General features: G+C 68.1%; 19 protein-coding genes. 7 read left to right on the top strand and 12 right to left on the bottom strand.

The window, feature by feature from the left end:
- Nucleotides 1-52 precede the first annotated feature (52 nt).
- Nucleotides 53-1,042, bottom strand: a complete 990-nt coding sequence (locus AC1REK_RS15115; protein ID WP_492269418.1) for a cell division protein FtsX — start codon at nt 1,040-1,042, stop codon at nt 53-55.
- On the bottom strand, nt 1,029-1,688 hold the full coding sequence (gene ftsE, locus AC1REK_RS15110; RefSeq protein WP_316019017.1) for a cell division ATP-binding protein FtsE: 660 nt from the start codon (nt 1,686-1,688) through the stop codon (nt 1,029-1,031). The genes AC1REK_RS15115 and ftsE overlap by 14 nt, the downstream gene beginning before the upstream one ends.
- Before the next feature lie 294 nt (nt 1,689-1,982).
- Here ftsE and AC1REK_RS15105 point away from each other — a divergent pair, with 294 nt between their 5' ends.
- From AC1REK_RS15105 to AC1REK_RS15095, 3 genes are all read left to right on the top strand, one after another.
- Nucleotides 1,983-2,837 (top strand): zinc-ribbon domain-containing protein, encoded by an 855-nt coding sequence (locus tag AC1REK_RS15105; RefSeq protein ID WP_492269419.1) that lies wholly within the window; start codon nt 1,983-1,985, stop codon nt 2,835-2,837.
- Nucleotides 2,838-2,963: 126 nt separating this feature from the next.
- Nucleotides 2,964-3,524 (top strand): hypoxanthine phosphoribosyltransferase, encoded by a 561-nt coding sequence (gene hpt, locus AC1REK_RS15100; RefSeq protein ID WP_066477535.1) that lies wholly within the window; start codon nt 2,964-2,966, stop codon nt 3,522-3,524.
- Nucleotides 3,525-3,528: 4 nt separating this feature from the next.
- Nucleotides 3,529-3,903 (top strand): response regulator, encoded by a 375-nt coding sequence (locus AC1REK_RS15095; RefSeq protein WP_066477534.1) that lies wholly within the window; start codon nt 3,529-3,531, stop codon nt 3,901-3,903.
- Nucleotides 3,904-3,918: 15 nt separating this feature from the next.
- Here the strand turns inward: AC1REK_RS15095 and AC1REK_RS15090 are convergent, their stop codons facing one another.
- A complete protein-coding gene (locus AC1REK_RS15090; RefSeq protein WP_492269420.1) occupies nt 3,919-4,428 on the bottom strand; it encodes a TspO/MBR family protein in 510 nt (169 codons plus the stop codon).
- Nucleotides 4,429-4,532: 104 nt separating this feature from the next.
- On the opposite strand from AC1REK_RS15090, the gene AC1REK_RS15085 reads away from it, so the two are divergent.
- Nucleotides 4,533-5,687 (top strand): trans-sulfuration enzyme family protein, encoded by a 1,155-nt coding sequence (locus AC1REK_RS15085; protein WP_492269421.1) that lies wholly within the window; start codon nt 4,533-4,535, stop codon nt 5,685-5,687.
- 31 nt (nt 5,688-5,718) lie between these two features.
- On the opposite strand, the gene AC1REK_RS15080 is transcribed toward AC1REK_RS15085, so the two are convergent.
- From AC1REK_RS15080 to argH, 6 genes are all read right to left on the bottom strand, one after another.
- A complete protein-coding gene (locus AC1REK_RS15080; protein ID WP_327522726.1) occupies nt 5,719-6,933 on the bottom strand; it encodes a GGDEF domain-containing protein in 1,215 nt (404 codons plus the stop codon).
- A gap of 145 nt (nt 6,934-7,078) precedes the next feature.
- Complete coding sequence (locus tag AC1REK_RS15075) at nt 7,079-7,723, bottom strand: glycoside hydrolase family 19 protein (RefSeq protein WP_492269422.1); 645 nt, start codon at nt 7,721-7,723, stop codon at nt 7,079-7,081.
- Nucleotides 7,724-7,951: 228 nt separating this feature from the next.
- Nucleotides 7,952-10,642, bottom strand: coding sequence for a TIGR02302 family protein (locus AC1REK_RS15070; protein WP_492269423.1), 2,691 nt, complete (start codon nt 10,640-10,642; stop codon nt 7,952-7,954).
- A 128-nt stretch (nt 10,643-10,770) separates the two neighbouring features.
- Complete coding sequence (lysA, locus tag AC1REK_RS15065) at nt 10,771-12,060, bottom strand: diaminopimelate decarboxylase (RefSeq protein WP_492269424.1); 1,290 nt, start codon at nt 12,058-12,060, stop codon at nt 10,771-10,773.
- 7 nt (nt 12,061-12,067) lie between these two features.
- Nucleotides 12,068-12,331, bottom strand: a complete 264-nt coding sequence (gene lptM, locus AC1REK_RS15060) for an LPS translocon maturation chaperone LptM (RefSeq protein ID WP_316019025.1) — start codon at nt 12,329-12,331, stop codon at nt 12,068-12,070.
- A 131-nt stretch (nt 12,332-12,462) separates the two neighbouring features.
- Nucleotides 12,463-13,869, bottom strand: coding sequence for an argininosuccinate lyase (argH, locus tag AC1REK_RS15055; protein WP_492269425.1), 1,407 nt, complete (start codon nt 13,867-13,869; stop codon nt 12,463-12,465).
- 30 nt (nt 13,870-13,899) lie between these two features.
- Here argH and tlpA point away from each other — a divergent pair, with 30 nt between their 5' ends.
- From tlpA to AC1REK_RS15040, 3 genes are all read left to right on the top strand, one after another.
- A complete protein-coding gene (gene tlpA / locus AC1REK_RS15050) occupies nt 13,900-14,526 on the top strand; it encodes a thiol:disulfide interchange protein TlpA (protein ID WP_492269426.1) in 627 nt (208 codons plus the stop codon).
- A 66-nt stretch (nt 14,527-14,592) separates the two neighbouring features.
- On the top strand, nt 14,593-16,323 hold the full coding sequence (locus AC1REK_RS15045) for a carbamoyltransferase family protein (protein WP_492269427.1): 1,731 nt from the start codon (nt 14,593-14,595) through the stop codon (nt 16,321-16,323).
- 127 nt (nt 16,324-16,450) lie between these two features.
- The gene (locus AC1REK_RS15040) at nt 16,451-17,410 is read left to right on the top strand and encodes a hypothetical protein (protein WP_492269428.1); all 960 of its coding nucleotides are present in this window, start codon (nt 16,451-16,453) and stop codon (nt 17,408-17,410) included.
- Nucleotides 17,411-17,469: 59 nt separating this feature from the next.
- Here AC1REK_RS15040 and grxD read toward each other — a convergent pair whose 3' ends face one another.
- The 3 genes from grxD to purL are packed head-to-tail and all read right to left on the bottom strand — an operon-like array spanning nt 17,470 to nt 20,311.
- Nucleotides 17,470-17,805 (bottom strand): Grx4 family monothiol glutaredoxin, encoded by a 336-nt coding sequence (gene grxD / locus AC1REK_RS15035; RefSeq protein ID WP_066477491.1) that lies wholly within the window; start codon nt 17,803-17,805, stop codon nt 17,470-17,472.
- 47 nt (nt 17,806-17,852) lie between these two features.
- Nucleotides 17,853-18,089 (bottom strand): BolA family protein, encoded by a 237-nt coding sequence (locus tag AC1REK_RS15030; RefSeq protein WP_492257881.1) that lies wholly within the window; start codon nt 18,087-18,089, stop codon nt 17,853-17,855.
- A gap of 11 nt (nt 18,090-18,100) precedes the next feature.
- On the bottom strand, nt 18,101-20,311 hold the full coding sequence (gene purL / locus AC1REK_RS15025; RefSeq protein WP_492269429.1) for a phosphoribosylformylglycinamidine synthase subunit PurL: 2,211 nt from the start codon (nt 20,309-20,311) through the stop codon (nt 18,101-18,103).
- Between the last annotated feature and the right edge of the window lie 3 nt (nt 20,312-20,314).

Here is a 20,314-nt window from a genome sequence, read left to right as displayed (position 1 = left end):
CGCCCAATCGGGCACAATAGCGGCATGATCGCTGCGTTCCCCCCGCAATGCATCACGACATCGCCTTCAGATAATTTCGCACGGTAACCCGCGAGACGAGACCAGCGATAGCCGCCACGATGACCGCCACCAGCACGACGACCCCATAGCCCGACCAGCCGATCTCGAAGGCGCCGAACATCGCCTGCAATTGATCTGCCTCGGGCGTCGCGCTCCAGGCCGAAGCCAGCCAGCCGAGCAGCGCGATGGCGATGACCGCAGCGAGGCCGCCGGCTCCGCCGCCACGCAAGCCGAGCGTGATGAAGCGGTTCTGGAACTCGCGCGCGATGAATTCGTCATCGGCACCGACCAGATGCAGCACCTCGACGCTGTCGCGACTGCCCGCCATGGCGCCGCGCGTCGCGAAGGCGACCGCGAGCGCCGCCGCGAGCAGCACGAGCATGACGACCGCGACGCCGGCGACGATGATGGTGTTTGCCATGGTTGAGAGCCGGCGCAGCCAGAGACGGTGATCGTCGAGCGTGGCCGTCGGCACCTCGCGCCGCAGGGTCTGGCTGAAGGCGACGAGGTCGTTCGCCACGGTTGCGTTGAGGCGCAGCACGATCAGCCGCGGCACCGGCAGCTCGATCAGATCGAGTCCCGCGCCGAGCCAGGGCTCCAGCAGCTTGTCAGACTCCGCCCGCGGCATGGCGCGCACCTCGGCGACGCTGGGCACGGTGCGGGCGAGTTCCACGGCTTTGGCGAGATCAGCCTCGATATTGCGGCGCGGATCCGGCCTGACCTGGATCGTCATCTCGTTGGCGACCGCACCGCGCCATTGCTCCGAAGCCCGCGCCGCCATCAGAGCGCCGCCGGCGCTGAGCGCGGCAAGGAAGGTCAGGATCGCGATCACCACGACCAGAGCGCGGCCGGCGACCGTATCGACCGGGACCAGCGGCTGATCCCGGCGCAGATTGACCGGCAGGCGGGGTTTCGGCTGGACGAAGCCCTCATCATCCTCATCCTGCTCCGCCGGCTCGGCGCGCCAGTCAGGCGTCGACATGGAGATGCCCGTCGGCAAGCACGAGGCGCGGCGCGTCGTACTGCTCCATCAGCGCGAGATCATGGGTTGCGATCACCACCGCGGTACCGAGCGTCTGCAGCTCCATGAACAGGCGCAGCAGCCGCCGTCCGAGCCCAGGATCGACATTGCCGGTCGGTTCGTCGGCGAGCAGCAACTGCGGGCGCGAGATCAGCGCCCTGGCGATCGCCGCGCGCTGCTTCTCGCCGCCGGACAGCACCGACGGCACCGCATGCATGCGCTCGCCGAGCCCGACCCAACGCAGCAATTCGACGACCTCGGCGCGATAGCCGGCCTCTTCCTTGCCGAGCACCCGCAGCGGCAGGGCGACGTTTTCGTAGACGGTGAGGTGATCGAGCAGACGGAAATCCTGGAAGACGACGCCCATCTTGCGCCGGAAATCGGTCAGCGTCGTCGCCTCCAGCCGCGAGACGTCCTGGCCGAAGAGGTGGACAAGCCCACGCGTCGGCTTCAGCGCCATCAGGACCAGCCGGATCAGCGTCGTTTTGCCGGCGCCGGAAGGCCCGGTCAGATACTGGAACGAACGCGGCGCGATGCTGAAATTGATATCTTTCAGCACCTCCGGCCCCATGCCGTATCGCAGCCCGACATTTTCGAACCGAACCAACTCTGCTCCTATCTCGCCACGCCCCGAATCGGGCTTCGCCGGCCTCACCGAGCCGCGATCCTACACCCGGAGCGCCCGCCCGCGGGAAGGGTCATGCCGTCGCTCCCCGCAATTCTTCCCGTAGAAGCACCGGCTTTACGCGACGTTAACCATAAATTGCGCCAATGGCTGGACGAACCGCCTCCCGGCATGGCTGCGCTGGCGCACCGCCGGGAACCAAGAGGTTCGGGCACCATCGCCGCGCCTTCCAGCCGGCCTTAGACCAACACTGCGCGGAGCGACCACCCGAAGGCCATGCTGATCGTCTGCCCCTCCTGCGCCAGCCGCTACGAGCTCGACGAGGCCAAGATCGGACCGTCCGGTCGCAAGGTCCGCTGCGCCTCCTGCCAGACAGCCTGGCAGGTCGAGGCGCCCGCCCCGCTTTCACCGATCGTGGAGCAGGAGCCGGACGAGCCGCAGCCCGCCATCGACGCGATCGCGGAGCAGGAATTCCCAAGCGCTCCGAGCGAGGACGAGACCAACGCCCTGCTGGCGGAAGAACTGCGCCGCGCCGCCGAGATCGAGGAAAGCGTCTCGGCCCTCGCCGCCGAGCGCAACGATGCGGTGGCGGCGACGCCGGCCAAGCCACGTAGGCCGGCCAAGCCACACAAGCAGGCGCGCGCGAAAGGCTGGATGGCGGCAATCAGATCGCCATCACGCCTGCCGATCAGCACCCCCGCCGCAATCGTGCTTGCCGGCCTCGGCCTGCTCGGCCTCGCGCTCTGGCAGCGCAATGCAGTGGTCCGAACCGTGCCGCAATTCGCCGCGCTCTATGAAAAGCTTGGTCTGCCCATCAATCTGCGCGGGCTTGCCTTCAGCGCCGTCGAAAGCGAGCTCGTCCAGGATGCGCAGGGCCGTTTCCTGGTGGTCGAGGGCGACGTGACCAACATCGCCCGGACCAAGACGAAACTGCCGCCGATCACGGTCGCGGTGAAGGACGAAGCCGGGCAGGTGCTCTACACTTGGACGGCCGAACCGCCCCGGCCGGTGCTCGAACCGGCCGAGCTGGTGCGCTTCCGGGCGCGGCTGGCGGCGCCGCCGGAAAACGGCCGCTCCGTCCAGGTTCGTTTCGGCGCGGCCGCGCAGGCGACTCTCGCCAACGCGAACTGATACCCCCATAGCATTACGGCGGCGGTCTTCAATTGTCCGTCCGCCGGGGTTATCGATAGTGCCAGTTTCAGCCGCGATCATGGGGCGGCGCTAACGGGCGCCGGAGCCCGGAAGGAATGCCAGACGATGCCCCAATCCCAGCGTATCCGGGTCCTCTACGACGAAGCCGCCATCGCCGCCCGCAATGCCGAGATGGCTGCGGAGATCGCCGCCGATTCGCCGCCTGACCTGCTGGTCGTCGCCGTGCTCAAGGGCAGCTTCATGTTCGTGGCCGACCTGATCCGGGCCATGCACCGCGCCGGCATGGCGCCGCAGGTCGAGTTCGTGCATCTCTCGAGCTACCGCGCCGCCACCATCTCCTCAGGCCAGGTCGAGATCCTGCGCGACGTGCAGAGCGACGTCCGGGGCCGGCAGGTCCTGCTGGTCGACGACATCCTCGAATCCGGGCGCACCCTGGCCTTCGCCAAGGACCTGCTGGCGGCGCGCGGCGCGGCCAAGGTCTCGAGCGCTGTCCTGCTTGAGAAGCCGGCCAAGCGCGCGGTCAACATCGAGGCCGAATATGTCGGCTTCGAATGCCCGGACTATTTCGTCGTCGGCTACGGCATGGACGTCGCCCATTCCTATCGCCAGCTCCCCTATGTCGGCGTGATCGAGACCGCCGACCAGGCCGGCCTGCCGGGGATCTGAGTCGATGTCCCGCATCCTGGTGGTCGATGACGAGGAAACCCTGCGCGTGCTCGTCGCGCGCGGCCTCGCCATGGACGGGCATGATTGCATGATGGCGGGCGACGGCGCCGAGGCGCTGGAGGTCCTGATGGCGGAGAAGGGCCGCTTCGACCTGCTGCTCACCGATATCCGCATGCCACTGATGGACGGCATCGCGCTCGCCCTCGCGGCGAAGCGCGAATTCCCCGACCTCACCATCATGCTGATGACCGGCTATGCCGAGCAGCGCGAGCGCGCGAAGAGCCTGGAGACCATCGTGGCCGAGGTGATGGCCAAGCCGTTCACCATCGCCGAGCTGCGCGAGACGGTGATGCGGGTGATCGAGCGCTCGATCGGCTGAGGCCGCCCTGCGCCCTCAGCGGTTCAGCCACCAGATCGAGAGATTGAGCACCGCCGCGAACGAGACCCAGGCGAGATAGGGGGCCAGCAGCCAGGCCGCGAACCGGTCCGGCAGGGCCGCGAAGCGCCTGATCGTCCAGATGATCGCCGCGATCAGCAAGGCGATGACGACGAGCCCGCCGGCCGGGCTGTTCAGCCCGAAGAAGACGCAGGACCAGGCGAGATTGAGCGCGAGCTGGACATGATAGGCCAGCAGCGCCCGGCCGCGGCCGATCGTGTCGGACGGGCGGCGCAGCACGCGGAAGGCGGCAAGACCCATCAGCGCGAACAGCGTCGTCCAGACAGGCGCGAACAGCCAGTTCGGCGGATTGAACGGAGGTTTCGCGAGCCCTGCATACCAGCCCGGGATCTGCGGCACGGTCGCCGCGCTGCCGACCAGCGACGCTGCGACCACCGGCAGGATGGCGATGAGAAGAGCCAGCCACACTGCCGGCTGACGATCGGAGCTATCGGTCTGCGTGCTCATGCGGCAAGGATGGGGTGTCCCTGCGCTCCCGGCAAGACGGGCCTCTTGCGCTGCAGCAATCATGGTGAGATGAAACGTCTCACATAGTGGAAATCGGATCGCCCATGACCAAGCGCCCGCTGCATCCCCGTTCGCTCGCCGCCCAGGCCATGGGCAAGATCGACCCGCTGACCAAGGGGGTCGTGCCGCCGATCCACGTCTCGACCACCTATATCCGCGACGAGGACAACGCCTACTCCTCGGGCTTCATCTATGGCCGGCCGGACAATGAGACGGTGCACGAGGCACAGGCCGTGCTCGCCATGCTCGAGGAAGCCAAGGCCGGCGCCCTGCTGTTCGGCTCCGGCATGGCCGCCGCGACGGCCGTGTTCCAGGCGCTCTCTCCGGGCGACCATGTCGTTGCTTCCAAGGTGATGTACTGGGCGCTGCGGGCCTGGCTCCTGACCGAGGCGACGCGCTGGGGGCTGAAGATCGAGTTCGTCGAGACCGATGACCTCGTCGCGCTGAAGGCCGCGGTGAAGCCCGGCGTCACCAAGCTCATCTGGGCGGAGACGCCGTCGAACCCGCTCTGGACCATCACCGATATCGCCGCCGTCGCCGAGATCGCCCATGCCGCCGGCGCGAGGCTCGCAGTCGACTCGACCTGCGCCTCCCCGGTCCATACCCGCCCGCTGACGCTGGGCGCCGACATCGTCATGCACGCCGCGACCAAGGTGCTGAACGGCCATTCCGACGTCGTCGCTGGCGCGCTCTGCGCCCGCGAGGACGACGAATTCTGGGCCCGGATCAAGACCGTCCGCAAGGGACAGGGCGGCATTCTCGGCCCGTTCGAGGCCTACCTGCTGATGCGCGGCATGCGCACGCTCCATGTCAGGCAGGAGCGCCAGTCGGCCTCGGCCATGACACTAGCCCAGAAGCTCTCGGCCCATCCGCTGGTTTCGCGCGTGCTCTATCCCGGCCTGCCGCAGCATCCCGGCCACGATATCGCGGCGCGCCAGATGCAGGGCGGCTTCGGCTACATGCTCTCGATCCAGGTCAGCGGCGGCGAGCAGGCCGCGATCAAGGCGGCGGCCCATGTCGAGCTCTACAAGCGCGCCACCTCGCTCGGCGGCGTCGAGAGCCTGATCGAGCATCGCGCCTCGATCGAGGGCGCCGGTTCGCCCTGCCCGCCCGATCTGCTGCGCCTTTCCACCGGCATCGAGGATGTCGAGGATCTCTACGCCGATCTCGACCAGGCGCTGAAGGCCGGCCACGGCTGAGCAGCGCGGCCGGCTCGCATCGCCTTTCGCGCTAGCCGACCTTGAGTCGGACGAGCTCGGCAGCATCGCGTCGGCCCTCCGCCGGCGGCCAGCTATGGGCCAGGAGTTCCGTGTCGTCCGTGCTGACGGCGACCCGGTCGCGACCGTTCCGCTTGGCTGCATAGAGAGCCTTGTCGGCGTCGTGCAGGAGCGTGTCGAAATCGATGACGCTTTGCTCGGACCAGGCGACACCGGCACTGACAGTGCTCGTGAACGAACCGCCATTCCCGCTGAAATGGCGCTTGGCGAGGCGCCTGCGCACGCCATCGGCCAGCTTTGCCGCCGTGACCAGCGAGGCACCTGGCAGCAGCAGCGCGAACTCCTCGCCTCCGAGCCGCGCTGCGAGCCCCTTTGATCGGGCGGACAGCGTCAGGATCTTCCCGAAGCTTCGCAGCACCTCGTCGCCTGCCAGATGACCATGGACGTCGTTGGTCGTCTTGAAGTGGTCCATGTCGAAGATGATGAGCGCGGCGGGGCCTTTGATGTCTTCGATACGGCTGAGCAGCGCCCGCCGGTTGAGCAGGCCGGTGAGCGGATCGATCTCGGCATCGCGCTTGTGGCCGCGCGCCAGCCGCGCCTGGTTGAGCGCCAGGGACAGCGCGCCGATACCGGAAAGGGTGAGCAGGCAGACGACGATGTTGAGGTCTTCGGCCCAGTTCGATGGAGCCTGCGACAGGCGCCACTCGCCATCCAGCAGCAGCAGGATGGCACAGGGGACGAAGGAAAGCCCCGTCACGGCGTAAAGAACCGTCAGCAGCGGGATGGCCAACCGGGCTTCGGCGCGCCCGAGCCAGTAATCCCAGGCCGTGATCAGGAGGATGATCGTCGCCGCCACATTGAGCATGACGATGGCGACGCCATTGTAGCCGGCCAGCATCGGCACGGCCATGGCGAGCGACGAGACGATCGCCATGACGGTCATGCTGCGCCAGGGCAGGATGCCAGTGCGGAACTCACGGCCGGCGCCGAAGACGAAGGCGAGGCCGGTCAGCAGGATCGTGTATCCGGCGGCGCCGACAGCCGGCGACATGGTCTGGGCGTACCAGCTGTAGATCAACACGCCGAGCGCCATGAACGCCACGCCGAAAGTCCAGGCGATCAGGAATCGTTCCGTCCTGGAGGCCAGCCAGCTGACGAAGAAGGTGATCGCCAATCCGCAACCGGAAAGCGCAAAGGCCGTCAGCAGCGAATTGTAGTCCAGCGGCAAGGCATACTCTGCGGCAGGTGGCGAGCGGCGCGCCCGTTATGGCCGCCTGCCGTTGCGAAAGGTTTAAGCCGATCGGGTGAATTCCGACCTATCGCGGCCGACGGGTGATCCGGATCGATTTCGTCCCCCGGGCAGGCCGCCCGATCTAAACCCAGATGCCTTTCGCCGTCGCCAGCAATTGCCGGCGGTCGGCGAGGCCGTTGGCGCCGCCATTGATCAGTTGCGTGACGCGCGCCGCGTCGTCGCGGTCGGCGGCGGCGTTGAGATTGCGGTCGCGCCAATAGGCGAAGGCGATCTGGATCGAGATCCGTGGATCCAGTGCGAGTTCCGGCCGGCCCTCGAGATCGACGTTCAGCATCCGGCCATAGCGCCGGTAATTGGCCCGGCCGGTGAGCTGGAAGACGCCGCGGCCATGATAGCGCGCCCCGTCGCCGGGCTCGGTGTTGCCGAGATCGGCGCGCCCCTCATAGCGCGCGAACTGGGCCGGACCGCCCTGCTCTTCCAGCGTCCGGAAACGGTCGGTCTCATGCGCCGCCTGGGCCAGGAAATGGCAGACCCGCAACCGCGTCGTCACGTCGGCCTGGGCGGCGAGCCGCTCGAAATGCAGGGCGATGTTCGCCATGATCTCGGCCTTGCCGACCGGGGCGAGCCGGGCGAGCCGCGCCACGGTCACGCCGAGATCAGGCTCGGCGACCAGCACGTCCTTGGCCGGAACCTCTTTGGCCGGAACCTCTTCGGCCGGCACCGGCGCGGCGGGCTTCTTGCGGCTTCGCGATCCCTTCATCGACATGACGGCGCTCCCCATGGCTGCGGGCATCATGCACCGGTTTTCCGGAACGGGGATAACTCGGCGCGGCATCCCTGCTGATCTGCCGCCAGGCCCGAGCAGGAGGCTCGCCGTCATTCTCGGACGAGGCGAAGCGCAGACCCGAGAACCTCCCGACACGAGGCCGCCGACCCACGCCTACTCCGGCCCGAGATGCCGGGGTCGAGCCCGAGCGTGGTGCGAGGCTGGCGCTCAGTTCCGCCGCAGCAGGCGCTCGAGATAGTCGAGCTCTTCCAGCGGTCGCGAGGGATCGCCGAGGCGGCGGCGCAGCTCTTCCAGGATGCGCCGCGCCCGCTGCGTCGCGCTCTCGTCGGCGCCGGGCACGCGGACCCGGCCATCGGCCCAGTCGCGCTGGCGCTGCGGCCGGCCGAGCGGATCGTCGCGGGTGCGCTGCTGAGCCGAAGGCCGCCCCGCCGGGCGCCCATCGGGCTCACCATAGGCGTTCTCATTGCCCTCGCCCTCGCCGGGCTGGCCCTGCATCTGCTGGGCGAGGTTCTGGCCGCCCTTGCGCAGCGCGTCGAGCGCCCGCCCCTGTGCATCGACGGCCTCGCCCTCCTGGCCCTGGCCGAGCTGCCCCTCGGCCTCGCGCATCGCGTCCTCGGCCTCGCCGAGCTCGCCCGGATCGGCGCCCATGCCGCGCATGCGCCGCTGCAGCTCCTGCAGGCGCTCGCGCAGGGCCTGCTGGCGCTGCGACAGGCCCTGCCCCTGGCCCTGGCCGCCCTCAGCGTTCTGGCCGTCCTCGCCCTCGCCATCCTCGCCTTGCTCGCCGGGTTGCTGCCCCGGCTGCTGGCCGCGTTGCCCGCGCTGGCCCTGCTGCCCTTGCTGGCGCTGGCCCTGCTGTCCGGGACGGGCCTGCTGCTGGCCCGGCCGCTGGCCGCGCTGCGCCCGATTTTGGCGCTGCTGGTCCTGCTGATAGGTCTCGTCGCGCAATTGCTGCTGCTCGCGCGTCATCCGGTCGAGATCGCCGAGCGCCTGGTTCATCTCGCGCTGGCGCTGGTCCTGCTGGCCGGGCCGCGCCGTCTTGAGGTTGTTGAGGAGGTTGTTGAGCTCCTCCATCAGGCGCTGCGCCTCGGCCATGTCGCCCCGCCTCGACAATTCCTCGATCCGGTCGAGCATGTTCTGCAGGTCGCGCGGCGTCACCGTGCGGAAGTTCTCGGGCAGCTGCGCCTGGTTCTGCTCGCCATTCTGCTGCTGGCGCTGCATCTGCTGCGCGAGCTCGCGCATGTAGCGATCCATCGCCCGCCGCATTTCCTCGGTGAGCTTCCTGATCTCCTCCTCGGAGGCGCCACGCTCAAGCGCCTGCTGCAGGTTCTCTTGGGCAGCGCGCAGTGCCTTTTCGGCATCGGAAAGATCGCCATCCTCGAGCTGCAAGGCGAGGCCCCACATCAGATCGGCGACTTCGCGCAACTGGTCGTCGCTGCTGGCACGGCGCAGGCGCTCGCTGATCATCCGCATGGCGAGATAGACCCCGGTCTCCTTCATGAAGCGTTCGGGCTCGATCATCAGCGCATCCATGGCGAGCTGCACGCGCTTGCGCGTCTCGACATTCATCACCAGCCGGCGGCGCTCCTCGACCAGCGCCTTGGCCAGCGGCTTGCTGAAGACGCGCTGCGGCAGCACCACTTCGAGCGTTTCGCTGCGTCCTTCCTGGCCGGCCTCGTCGCGCGCCAGCAGGCTCATATTCACCTTGGCGCCGGCCCAGGGATGGGCCGAGAAATCGACCGTGCTCTTCATCTCCTCTTCGCCGGAGGCGGAGGACGGCGCCGGCAGCGTCTGCTTCGGCGCCTCGACCAGCGAGCGACCGGCGGTCAGCGGTCCGGCCCGCGAGACGATCACCTCGACGGCGGAGACCCCGTAATCATCCTTGGCGCGGTAGCCGATGCCGAGCCCTCCCTGCACGCCGCTCACCGGCTTGGGGGCTTCCACGAAGGCGATCTCGGGCTTGGCGTCGATCACCGCGTGCAGGCTCAGCGTCTGTTCCGGGGCGCCGCTGCCAGTGATGCGCAGCGTGCCATCGCCGGCGAGGAGATAGCGCTTCTCGAGCACTGCGACGGCCGCCTCCGACGGCTTGCCGGCTCCCGCCGGTGCTGCCTTGTCGTCGGCCGGCAGCGCATCGAGCCGGCCGGTGGTGGCGACGTCCATCGCGCTGCGGCCGGCGATGCGCACGACCACAGTCGACTTCTCGGGAACGTTGAAGCGCGGGCTGGCGAGCCTGGAGAAATCGATCAGGATCGGTGGCAGGCGCGTATAGGCCGGCGGGTCGATCCAGGCGTCGATCCGCACCGGCGCCGTCGCCGCAGCCGGGCCGCGCCAGTCGAAGGCCGCCGAGAGCCGGGGCCAGACCTCATGTCCCGCGATGAAGAAGCCGGTGACGGCCGCGAGCAGCGGCACGGCGCGCAACGCCAACCGGTCACGCCCGGCCATCAGCGGCCGCGGCGCGCTCACCTTCAGCGCCGCCACATGCTCGCTCTGGCGTTGCAGGTGCAGCTTCCACAGCGCCTGCGAAACTGGATCGCGCCCGCCCACGGCGAGGCTGTCCTCGAGCGCGGTCGCCGGGCGATGGGCACCCGCCATCGAGCGGTCGAGTCGCGCAAGCGCCTCGCGCCGACTCGGCCAGCGGTCGCGGATGATCGGCCAGAAGCTCGCGACGAAGGCGGCGGCGAACAGCACGGCACCGCCGGCCCGCCCCCACCAGGGCAGGTGCAGCCAGAGGCCGAACCATGAGACTGCGAGGAAGAGCAGGACGACGGAAATCGGCGCCCAGAGCCGCGGCCAGAGCCGCTCCCAGGCCAGCGACAACCGCGAACCGGCCGCGAGGCGTTCGAGCCTCCGGCGGATCAACGCGACCGGGTCGAGCGCCGTGCGGCGCGGCTTATCATCCATTCCGACGCTCCGAGCCGCGCCTCGCGGCTCCATGCCTCTCAGACGACAGCAAGGCTAGCACGGGAATGTGGCATGACCAGCGCGGAAGCGCGGCATCGCCCAGGCGCTCCGGGAATCGTGAAGCTGCGTCAGGAGAGCCAGGGCGGGGACCGATCGGTGCCGATCAGCTCCTCATAGCTCTGCCTTGGCCGCGTCACCGCGAACTGATCGCCCTTCACCAGCACCTCGGCGACCAGCAGGCGCTGGTTGTAGGTCGAGGACATGCTGGCGCCATAGGCTCCGGCGGTCATGAAGGCGATCAGGTCACCGGGCTTCTGCTGCGGCAGTTCGCGCCCGGTGGTGAAGGTGTCACCTGATTCGCAGATCGGCCCGACCACGTCATAGGCGACCGCAGCCGTGCCCGGCGCCGGCTCGGCGACCGGCCAGATCTCGTGATAGGCCTCGTACATCGCCGGCCGCATCAGGTCGTTCATCGCCGCGTCGACGACGAGGAACTGCTTGGTCGGGCGCGGATTGAGGTGCAGCACCCTGGTCAGCAGGATGCCGGCATTGCCGACGATCAATCGGCCCGGCTCGAAGCCGAGCTCGACATCGAGCCCCCCCGTCAGCTTCCCGACCATGCCGGCATAGGCCTCGATCAGGCCGGGGCCATGGTCGAAATCCCGCGGGACTTCATAGGGAATGCCGAGACCGCCGCCGAGATCGAGCCGGTCGACCCGGTGCCCCTCCTCGCGCAACGCCAGGACGAGGTCGCGCATCTTGGCGTAGGCGGCCTCGAAGGCGCCGGTCTCGCGGATCTGGCTGCCGATATGCACGGCGAGCCCCATGATCCTGACGCCGGCCATGTTGGCCGCGCGGGCATAGAGCCGGTGCACGTCCTCGAAGGAGACGCCGAACTTGTTGGCCGAGGAGCCCGTCGTGATCTTGGCGTGACCGCCGGCCCCGATATCCGGGTTGACGCGGAAGACCGCCTCCTGACGCCGGCCGAGCCGCTCGCCGACACGGGACAGCAAGTCGAGCTCGCTCTCGCTCTCGATATTGACCTGGTAGATCCCGGCCTCGACTGCGAAGGCAAGCTCGCCCTCGCTCTTCCCGACGCCGGAGAAGACGATGCGCTCCGGCGGAAAGCCGGCCGCCAGCGCCTTGCGGATCTCGCCCTCGGAAACGGTATCCGCCCCTGCCCCCAGCGCCGCCAACGTCTTCAGCACGCCGAGATTGCTGTTCGCCTTCATGGCGTAGAAGACATGCGGCTTCCGGCCAGGCGTGATCGACGCCATGGCCTGCTCGTAGAGCCGGTAATGCCGCTCAATCGTCGCCGAGGAATAGACATAGACGGGGGTCCCGACCTTCTCCGCGATCTCGCGCAGGTCGACATCCTCGGCGAAGAGCGCGCCGTCGCGATAGGCGAAGTGATGCATCGTCAGCTCAGAGCAGGGGGTCGAGCACGAAGGAGGATTCGGGAACCTGGATCACCTTGTTCGTCTTCGCCGGCTTGCCGAGCGGCGAGGCGTCCATGGCGGTCGGCGGTGTGTTCTCGACGGCGCCGATCTGCTTGTCCGGCAGGGCGATGGCGTTCTTGGCGTTCGGAGGCGGCTCGAGCGGGCCCTTGCGGCCGCAGGCTGAAAGCGCAAGTCCGAGCAGGCTGGCCAGCAGAACGGCACGGCCGAGTTTCAGGCGGGAATGCGGCACGAAAGAAAATCCTCGGACGGTGTTCGGACGGCAGTGTAGCGAATGGCGCCGCGGCTTGCGAGGCTCATGGGGCGTCATTCTCGGGCGCAGCGAAGCACCGGCCCGAGAATCCCCTTCAAGTGAGGCTCAGGTCAAGCCCGGGCAGGCCGGGCTCCGTCCTTCGCCAGCTGCTTCAGCCAGCGCTTGGCCTGCCGCTTCACATTGGCGGGAGCGGTGCCGCCATAGCTGACCCGGCTCTTCACCGACTGCTCGACGCCGAGCACCGCGAAGACCGCATCGGTGATCGTCGGCTCGACCTCTTGCATCTCCGCCAGCGAGAGCTTCTCCAGCCCGACGCCCTTGGCCGAGGCGATGCCGACGAGGCGCCCGGTGACGTGGTGCGCGTCGCGGAACGGCATCTTCAGCACCCGCACCAGCCAGTCGGCGAGGTCGGTCGCGGTCGCGTAGCCGAGGCCCGCCGCCTTCTTCATCACCTTGAGGTCGGGCTGCATGTCGCGGACCATGCCGGCAGTCGCGGCAAGGCAGAGCGACAGGGTCTGGACCGCGTCGAACGTGCCTTCCTTGTCCTCCTGCATGTCCTTGGAATAGGTCAGCGGCAGGCCCTTCATCATGGTCAGCAGCGCCTGGAGCGAGCCGAAGATGCGCCCCGCCTTGCCGCGCACCAGCTCTGCAGCGTCCGGATTGCGCTTCTGCGGCATGATCGAGGAGCCGGTCGAGAACTTGTCGGAGAGCTTGACGAAGCCGAATTGCGGCGTCGCCCAGAGCACGATCTCCTCGGCGAAGCGCGACAGGTGCATCGCGCAGATCGAGGCGGCTGACAGGGTCTCCAACACGAAATCGCGGTCCGAGACCGAATCGAGCGAATTCGCCGTCGGGCGCGCGAAGCCGAGCGCTTCTGCCGTCATGTGACGATCGATCGGGAAGGAGGTGCCGGCGAGTGCGGCAGCACCGAGCGGACATTCGTTCATCCGCTCGCGGGCATCCTTGAGCCGGCTGCGATCGCGCGCCAGCATCTCGACATAGGCGAGCAGGTGATGGCCGAAGGTGACCGGCTGCGCCGATTGCAGATGGGTGAAGCCCGGCATCACCGCACCCGCATAGATCTCGGCCTTCTCGGCGAGGGCGAGCTGGAGATCGGCGACCTGCTCGTCGAGCTGGTCGAGCGCATCGCGCACCCAGAGCCGCATATCGGTCGCGACCTGGTCGTTGCGCGAGCGCGCCGTGTGCAGGCGCCCGGCGGCAAGGCCGATCTGCTCGCGCAGATTGCCCTCGATGTTCATGTGGATGTCCTCGAGCGCGCGCGAGAACGTGAAGCGTCCGGCCTCGATCTCGGCCTCGATGCCCTTGAGTCCCTTGGCGATGACGTCCACGTCGTCCTGCGTCAGGATCCCGGTCGCGGCCAGCATGGCCGCATGCGCGAGCGAGCCCCTGATGTCCTGCCGCCACAGGCGCTGGTCGAAATCGATGGAGGCGTTGATCTCCTCCATGATGGCGTCTGGACCTGTGGCGAAACGCCCACCCCACATGCGGTTGCTCACGGCGATCTTTCCTGCTCTTGAGGACGCACGATGACGTCTCGTTCGAAAATGGCGGTGGCCCTCGGCGCGCTGGTTCTGGTCGCGCTCGGCGGCGTGGCCGCCTTCTACTCCGGGCAGGGCGGAGCCGGCAATTCCACTTGCAGCGCCGCGACGACGAAGCTCGCGCAGCTGCGGCCGCTGGTGAAGGGCGAAGTCGCCGGCATCCAGGTGCCGCAACGGTCGGCGCCCATGCCGGACCTCGCCTTCAACGGCCCCGATGGCAAGCCGACGAGCCTCTCGGCCATGCGCGGGCGCACCGTGCTGGTCAATCTCTGGGCGACCTGGTGCCCGCCCTGCCTGCTCGAGATGCCGGCGCTGGCGAAGCTCCAGAAGACGCTCGGCGGACCGGATTTCGAGGTCGTCACCGTCAACATCGACACCCGCAACCTCGACAAGCCCAAGGAGTGGCTGGCGAAGAAGGACGTTGTCGGCCTCAGCTACTATGCCGACCCCGAGGCCAAGGTCTTCCAGGACCTGCGCGCCGCCAAGAAGGCGGAGGGCATGCCGGTGAGCCTGCTGGTCGATCCGCAGGGCTGCGAGCTCGCGACATTGCAGGGGCCCGCCGAATGGGCCGGCCCGGACGCCCTGGCCCTGATCCGGACGGCGCTCGGCCGCTGATTCCCGCGGGGCCTGACCGGTCCCAACATTGCCTCTGCCGGCCCGGTGCTCCATAAACCCGTCGGCATGACCTACACGATCGGCCTCGCCACCACCTTCCACGACCCCGCCATCGCCATTGTCGGCCCGGATGGCGAGGTTCTCTTCGCGGAAGCCGCCGAGCGCTATCTCCAGTACAAGCGCGCGCCCAATTGCGAGCCGGACACCACGGCGCGGATGGAATCGCTGCTCAGGCGCTACATTCCCCGCGGCGCGGAGATCCGCCTCGCCACCAGCTGGGGCGCCGAGTTCACCGACTTCCTGGCGCAGATGGACCGCAGCGGCGCCTTCACGCTCGATGCCCTGCTCAAGCTCTCGCCGGAGTTCAACCGCTCGATGGTGCAGGAGCGCTCCGAGCGCGCCTTCATCGCCTCGCTGCATCTTGCCCAGCAGCGCGCCGGCCGCGGCACGTTGATCGGGCTCGACCGCGCCTTCGGCGAGGCCAGGATCACCGGCCTGTCGCGCCATGGCCACCATCTCAGCCATGCCGCCTATGCCTGCTGGTCCTCGCCCTTCCGCGACGCCGCCTGCCTGGTCGTCGACGGCATGGGCGAGACCGGCGCTTCGGCGATCTTCGCGCTCAGGGACGGTGAGATCACCGAGCTCAAGCGCCATAGCGGGCGCGCCTCGATCGGCTTCTATTTCGGCTTCGTCACCGATCTTGCCGGCTTCGACCAGGCCAAGGGCGAGGAATGGAAGATCATGGGGCTCGCCCCCTATGGCCGGCAGGACCCGGAATTGCTGGCGCTGCTGCGCCGGCTCTACCGGATCGAAGGCACAAAGCTCTCCTTCGCCGATGCCGCGACGGTCCGGGAGGTCGGCGCCGAGATCCTCGCCCGCCGCCCGGCCGATGCGCTCGACCAGGGCTGGGCCGACCTCGCCCGCTGCGGCCAGGACGTCTTCGCCGAGATGATGGCCGCGCTGCTCGCCGAGACCGCGGCACTCTGCCCTTCCGAGAACCTCGTCCTCGCCGGCGGCTGCGCCCTGAACTCCTCCTTTAACGGCAAGATCGTGGGCCGCCACGGGTTCGCCCGCGTCCACGTGCCCTCGGCCCCGGCCGATGACGGCAATGCGCTCGGCGCCGCCTGGCTCGCCTACGCCGAGGCCAACCCCGGCTGGCGCCCCCCATCGGGACCGCTGAGCCCCTATCTCGGCTCGGCTGTCTCGACTGAGCCTCTCGAGCGGATGGCCGCCTGGGAGCCGCGCCTGCGCAAGCTCGAGGTCGACGAGATCGCCCCGATAACCGCAAGCCTGCTCGCCGAAGGCAAGCTCGTCGGCTGGGTCCAGGGCTGCGCCGAATTCGGCCCGCGCGCCCTCGGCAACCGCTCGATCCTCGCCGACCCGCGTCCGGCGAACGCCAAGGACCTGCTCAACGCCAAGGTGAAGTACCGAGAGGCCTTCCGGCCCTTCGCCCCCTCCATCCTGGCCGAGCACGGCCCGGACTGGTTCGAGGACTATCAGGACTCGCCCTATATGGAGCGCACCCTGAGCTGGAAGGAAGCCGTGCGCGGACGCATCCCGGCCGTCGTCCACGAGGACGGCACCGGCCGGCTGCAGAGCGTCACGGCAGAGCGCAATCCGCGCTATCACGCGCTGATCTCGGCCTTCCACGATCTCACCCGAGTGCCGGTGATCCTCAACACCTCCTTCAACATCATGGGCAAGCCGATCCTGCACACCAGCGAGGATGCGATCCTGATGTTCTACACCTCGGGGCTCGACGCGCTGGTCGTCGACGACTGGCTCCTGGTGAAGTGAGCCAGGCGTCACCCGCCGGCACCACTGCCGAACCTCGCGTCACAAAGTCGCCCTAGGCCAGCCGGTATCAAGGGCAGAACGGACCGACCGGGCCGCCACCTGCTTCGGCCTTTCGGAAGGAGACACAATGCGCTCGACTTCGACACGGCACGCCATCCTCACCGGTGCTTTCGCGCTCTTCGTGGCCTTCGCAGTCCCTGCTTTCGCGCAACAGAAGCAGGCCGTCCCGGGCACCACGGTCTCGCTGGTCGCGCCCGAGGGCTTCACCGTGGCCAGCGGCTTTGCCGGCCTCCAGAACGAGAAGACCAAGGCCTCGATCGTCATCGTCGAGATGCCGGCGGAAGCGCATGCCCAACTCAGCGCGCTCTTCGCCAATCTCGAATCGGCCAAGGCCAATTTCGCCCGCCAGGGCGTGGAGCTCGAAGACCGCGACGAGGTCGAGACATCGGCCGGCAAGGTGCCGCTGCTCAGCGGCACCCAAAAGGCCAATGGTGTGACCTTCGCCAAATGGATCGCCCTGCTGAAGGGCGTCAAGACCGTCCTGGTCACCATTCAGTCGCCCGAGGACGCCGATTTCGACGGCGACGATGCCGAGACCCTGCTGAAATCGATCAGCCTCGGCAGCGAGCCTAGCATGGCCGACAAGATCGGCGCCCTGCCCTTCACCGTCGCGGCCGCCGAACCCTTCCGGGTCGTGGACACTCTCGGCGGCTCCGGCATCCTGATGACCGTCGGGCAGCTGAATGCCGATCCTTCCGGCAAGCAGCCGATCCTGATCGTGGCGGGACAACTCGCCGCCACTCAGGGCCTTACCATCGAGCAATTGTCGGAAACGCTGCTGAGACAGACCCGCGGCTTCGGCGGCCTGACGATCTCAACGCGCGAGAAGCGCCCCTTCGCCGGCACCGAAGGCTATCTGCTCGCCGGCGACGACGGCGCCGGCAAGCGCTTCGAGCAATATCTGGCGGTCGGCCCCGATGGCCGCTTCGTGCGCCTGATCGCCATCGCCGATGCCGACCAGTTCGACAGCCTGAAGCCCGGCATCGCCAAGGTCGCCGGAAGCATCGCCTTCAAGCCAGCGAAGTAGCCCAAACGAAAAGTCCCGCGGCGCTGGCGCCGCGGGTCTTTTCTTGAGACGGATGAAGTTCAGCTCGCCTGCTTGACGGCGATGCCCTTCTCTTCCAGCAGCGCCTGCAATTCGCCGGCCTGGAACATCTCGCGGGTGATGTCGCAGCCGCCGATGAACTCGCCCTTGACGTAGAGCTGCGGGATCGTCGGCCAGTTCGAATAGGCCTTGATCCCTTCGCGGATCTCCTGATCCTCGAGCACGTTGACGCCCTTATAGGGCACGCCGAGATAGCCGAGGATCTGGGCGACCTGGCCCGAGAAGCCACACATCGGGAACTGCGGCGTGCCCTTCATGAAGAGCACTACGTCGCTGGACTTCACCTCGGCGTCGATGCGGGCATTGATGTCGGTCATGTCCTGATCTCCTGGGGCGGGTTCAAGGCCCGCTGGATGCATTCGTTCTAATTCTGGGGAACCGCCGTCGTCAGCGCAAGGGCATGCAGCACGCCTCCCATGCGGCCTTGCAGCGCGGCATAGACCATCTGGTGCTGCTGCACCCGGCTCTTGCCCTTGAACGCGGCCGAGGTCACCGTCGCGGCGTAGTGGTCGCCGTCGCCGGCGAGATCCTTGATCTCGACCACCGCATCCGGCAGCGCCGCCTTGATCATGTTTTCGATTTCGTAGGCGTCCATCGCCATTGCTGATCTCCTCAGGCGGCCTTGCCGGCCATGTAGTCCGGCAGCCAGCTCTCATGGGTCTTGCGCAGGTCAGCGATGGAGAGGGCAGCCTCGCCCGGCAGGGCAAGCACGCTGCCACCCGTCTTGCCAATGATCTGCGCCGGCACGCCGGCCGCCTTCGCCTCGGCGACGACCGCCTCGGCGGCATCGGCCGGCAGCGCCAGCAGATAGCGGCCCTGGTCCTCGCCGAACAGCACGGCATGAGCCGGGCCGGCCGGCAGTGCCGTGATGTTGGCACCGATGCCCTTCGCCATCGCCATCTCGGCGAGCGCGACGGCAAGACCACCATCCGACAGGTCATGGCACGCACTGAGACGACCAGCCGTGATCAGCGAACGCACGAAATCGCCATTGCGGCGCTCGACGGCGAGGTCGACCGGCGGCGGCGCGCCCTCCTCGCGGCCGCAGATCGTCGCGAGATAGGCGCTCTGGCCGAGCCAGCCCCTGGTCTCGCCGACCAGGATGATCGCCTCGCCCTCGGCCTTGAAGGCGACGGTCGCATGCTTGGTCACGTCGGCGAGCACGCCGACGCCGCCGATGGTCGGGGTCGGCAGGATCGAGACGCCGTTGGTCTCGTTGTAGAGCGAGACATTGCCGGAAACGACCGGGAAATCGAGCGCACGGCAGGCTTCGCCGATGCCCTTGATGCAGCCGACGAGCTGGCCCATCACCTCTGGCCGCTCCGGATTGCCGAAGTTGAGGTTGTCGGTGACGGCGAGCGGCGTCGCGCCCACCGCGCTCAGATTGCGCCAGGCTTCGGCGACGGCCTGCTTGCCGCCCTCGAACGGGTCGGCCTCGCAATAGCGCGGCGTCACGTCGGCGGTCATGGCGAGGCCCTTCGGCCCGTCCTCGACGCGCACGATGCCCGCGTCCCCGCCCGGCGTCACCGCCGAATTGCCGAGGATCAGGGTGTCGTACTGCTCCCAGATCCAGCGCTTCGATGAGAGATCGGGCGAGCCGACCAGCTTGAGCAGGGCCTCGGCATTCGACATCGGCTGGATCACGCTCGCCGCCTCGACGACCGGGCGCTTCGGCGTCTCGACCCAGGGCCGGTCGTATTCGGGAGCCTCGTCGCCGAGCTCCTTGATCGGCAGATCGGCCATCGTCTCGCCGTCATGCTTGACGACGAAACGCAGCGTGTCGGTGGTCTTGCCAACCACGGCGAAGTCGAGCCCCCATTTGCGGAAGATCGCCTCGGCCGGCTCCTCATGGCCGGGCTTGATCACCATGAGCATGCGCTCCTGGCTCTCCGAGAGCATCATCTCATAGGCGCTCATCTGGGCCTCGCGGCAAGGCACCGCGTTGAGATCGAGCTCGACGCCGAGATCGCCCTTGGCACCCATCTCGACGGCCGAGCAGGTCAGGCCGGCGGCGCCCATGTCCTGGATCGCGTCGACATGGCCGGCGGCCATGATCTCGAGACAGGCTTCGAGCAGCAGCTTTTCGGCGAAGGGATCGCCGACCTGCACGGTCGGCCGCTTCTCCTCGGCGCCCTCGTCGAAGGCGGCCGAGGCCATGGTCGCGCCATGGATGCCGTCGCGGCCGGTCTTGGAGCCGAGATAGACGATCGCCTTACCGACGCCGGAGGCCTTGGCGTAGAAGATCTCGTCGGCGCGGGCGAGTCCGACGGCCATGGCGTTGACGAGGATGTTGCCGTCATAGCGCCGGTGGAAGCCGGTGGCGCCGCCGACATTCGGCACGCCGAAGGAATTGCCATAGCCGCCGATGCCGGCGACGACGCCGGAGACCAGATGGCGCGTCTTCGGGTGCGACGGGTCGCCGAAGCGCAGCGCGTCGAGCACCGCGATCGGGCGCGCGCCCATGGTGAAGACGTCGCGCAGGATGCCGCCGACGCCCGTCGTCGCGCCCTGATAGGGCTCGATGAAGGACGGGTGGTTGTGGCTCTCCATCTTGAAGACCACGGCGAGCCCGTCGCCGATGTCGATCACGCCGGCATTCTCGCCCGGGCCCTGGATCACCCAGGGCGCCTTGGTCGGCAGCGTCTTCAGATGGATCTTCGAGGATTTGTACGAGCAGTGCTCGTTCCACATCGCCGAGACGATGCCGAGCTCGGTGACCGTCGGCTCGCGGCCGATCAGGTGCAGGAAGCGCTGGTACTCGTCGGGCTTCAGCCCGTGCTCGGCGACCAGCTGGGGAGTGATCTTGATGTCGTTGGGAATCACGCG

It is taken from the genome of Allobosea sp. GW823-FHT02B03 (assembly GCF_058797755.1).
This window is presented reverse-complemented; position numbering and strand designations above follow the sequence as displayed.

Bases quoted from the DNA above. Each gene is read 5' to 3' on its own strand.
- AC1REK_RS15115 (WP_492269418.1), bottom strand. From the start codon at position 1,042: ATGTCGACGCCTGACTGGCGCGCCGAGCCGGCGGAGCAGGATGAGGAT.
- AC1REK_RS15105 (WP_492269419.1), top strand. From the start codon at position 1,983: ATGCTGATCGTCTGCCCCTCCTGCGCCAGCCGCTACGAGCTCGACGAG.
- hpt (WP_066477535.1), top strand. From the start codon at position 2,964: ATGCCCCAATCCCAGCGTATCCGGGTCCTCTACGACGAAGCCGCCATC.
- AC1REK_RS15095 (WP_066477534.1), top strand. From the start codon at position 3,529: ATGTCCCGCATCCTGGTGGTCGATGACGAGGAAACCCTGCGCGTGCTC.
- AC1REK_RS15090 (WP_492269420.1), bottom strand. From the start codon at position 4,428: ATGAGCACGCAGACCGATAGCTCCGATCGTCAGCCGGCAGTGTGGCTG.
- AC1REK_RS15085 (WP_492269421.1), top strand. From the start codon at position 4,533: ATGACCAAGCGCCCGCTGCATCCCCGTTCGCTCGCCGCCCAGGCCATG.
- AC1REK_RS15075 (WP_492269422.1), bottom strand. From the start codon at position 7,723: ATGTCGATGAAGGGATCGCGAAGCCGCAAGAAGCCCGCCGCGCCGGTG.
- AC1REK_RS15070 (WP_492269423.1), bottom strand. From the start codon at position 10,642: ATGGATGATAAGCCGCGCCGCACGGCGCTCGACCCGGTCGCGTTGATC.
- lysA (WP_492269424.1), bottom strand. From the start codon at position 12,060: ATGCATCACTTCGCCTATCGCGACGGCGCGCTCTTCGCCGAGGATGTC.
- tlpA (WP_492269426.1), top strand. From the start codon at position 13,900: ATGACGTCTCGTTCGAAAATGGCGGTGGCCCTCGGCGCGCTGGTTCTG.
- AC1REK_RS15045 (WP_492269427.1), top strand. From the start codon at position 14,593: ATGACCTACACGATCGGCCTCGCCACCACCTTCCACGACCCCGCCATC.
- AC1REK_RS15040 (WP_492269428.1), top strand. From the start codon at position 16,451: ATGCGCTCGACTTCGACACGGCACGCCATCCTCACCGGTGCTTTCGCG.
- grxD (WP_066477491.1), bottom strand. From the start codon at position 17,805: ATGACCGACATCAATGCCCGCATCGACGCCGAGGTGAAGTCCAGCGAC.
- AC1REK_RS15030 (WP_492257881.1), bottom strand. From the start codon at position 18,089: ATGGCGATGGACGCCTACGAAATCGAAAACATGATCAAGGCGGCGCTG.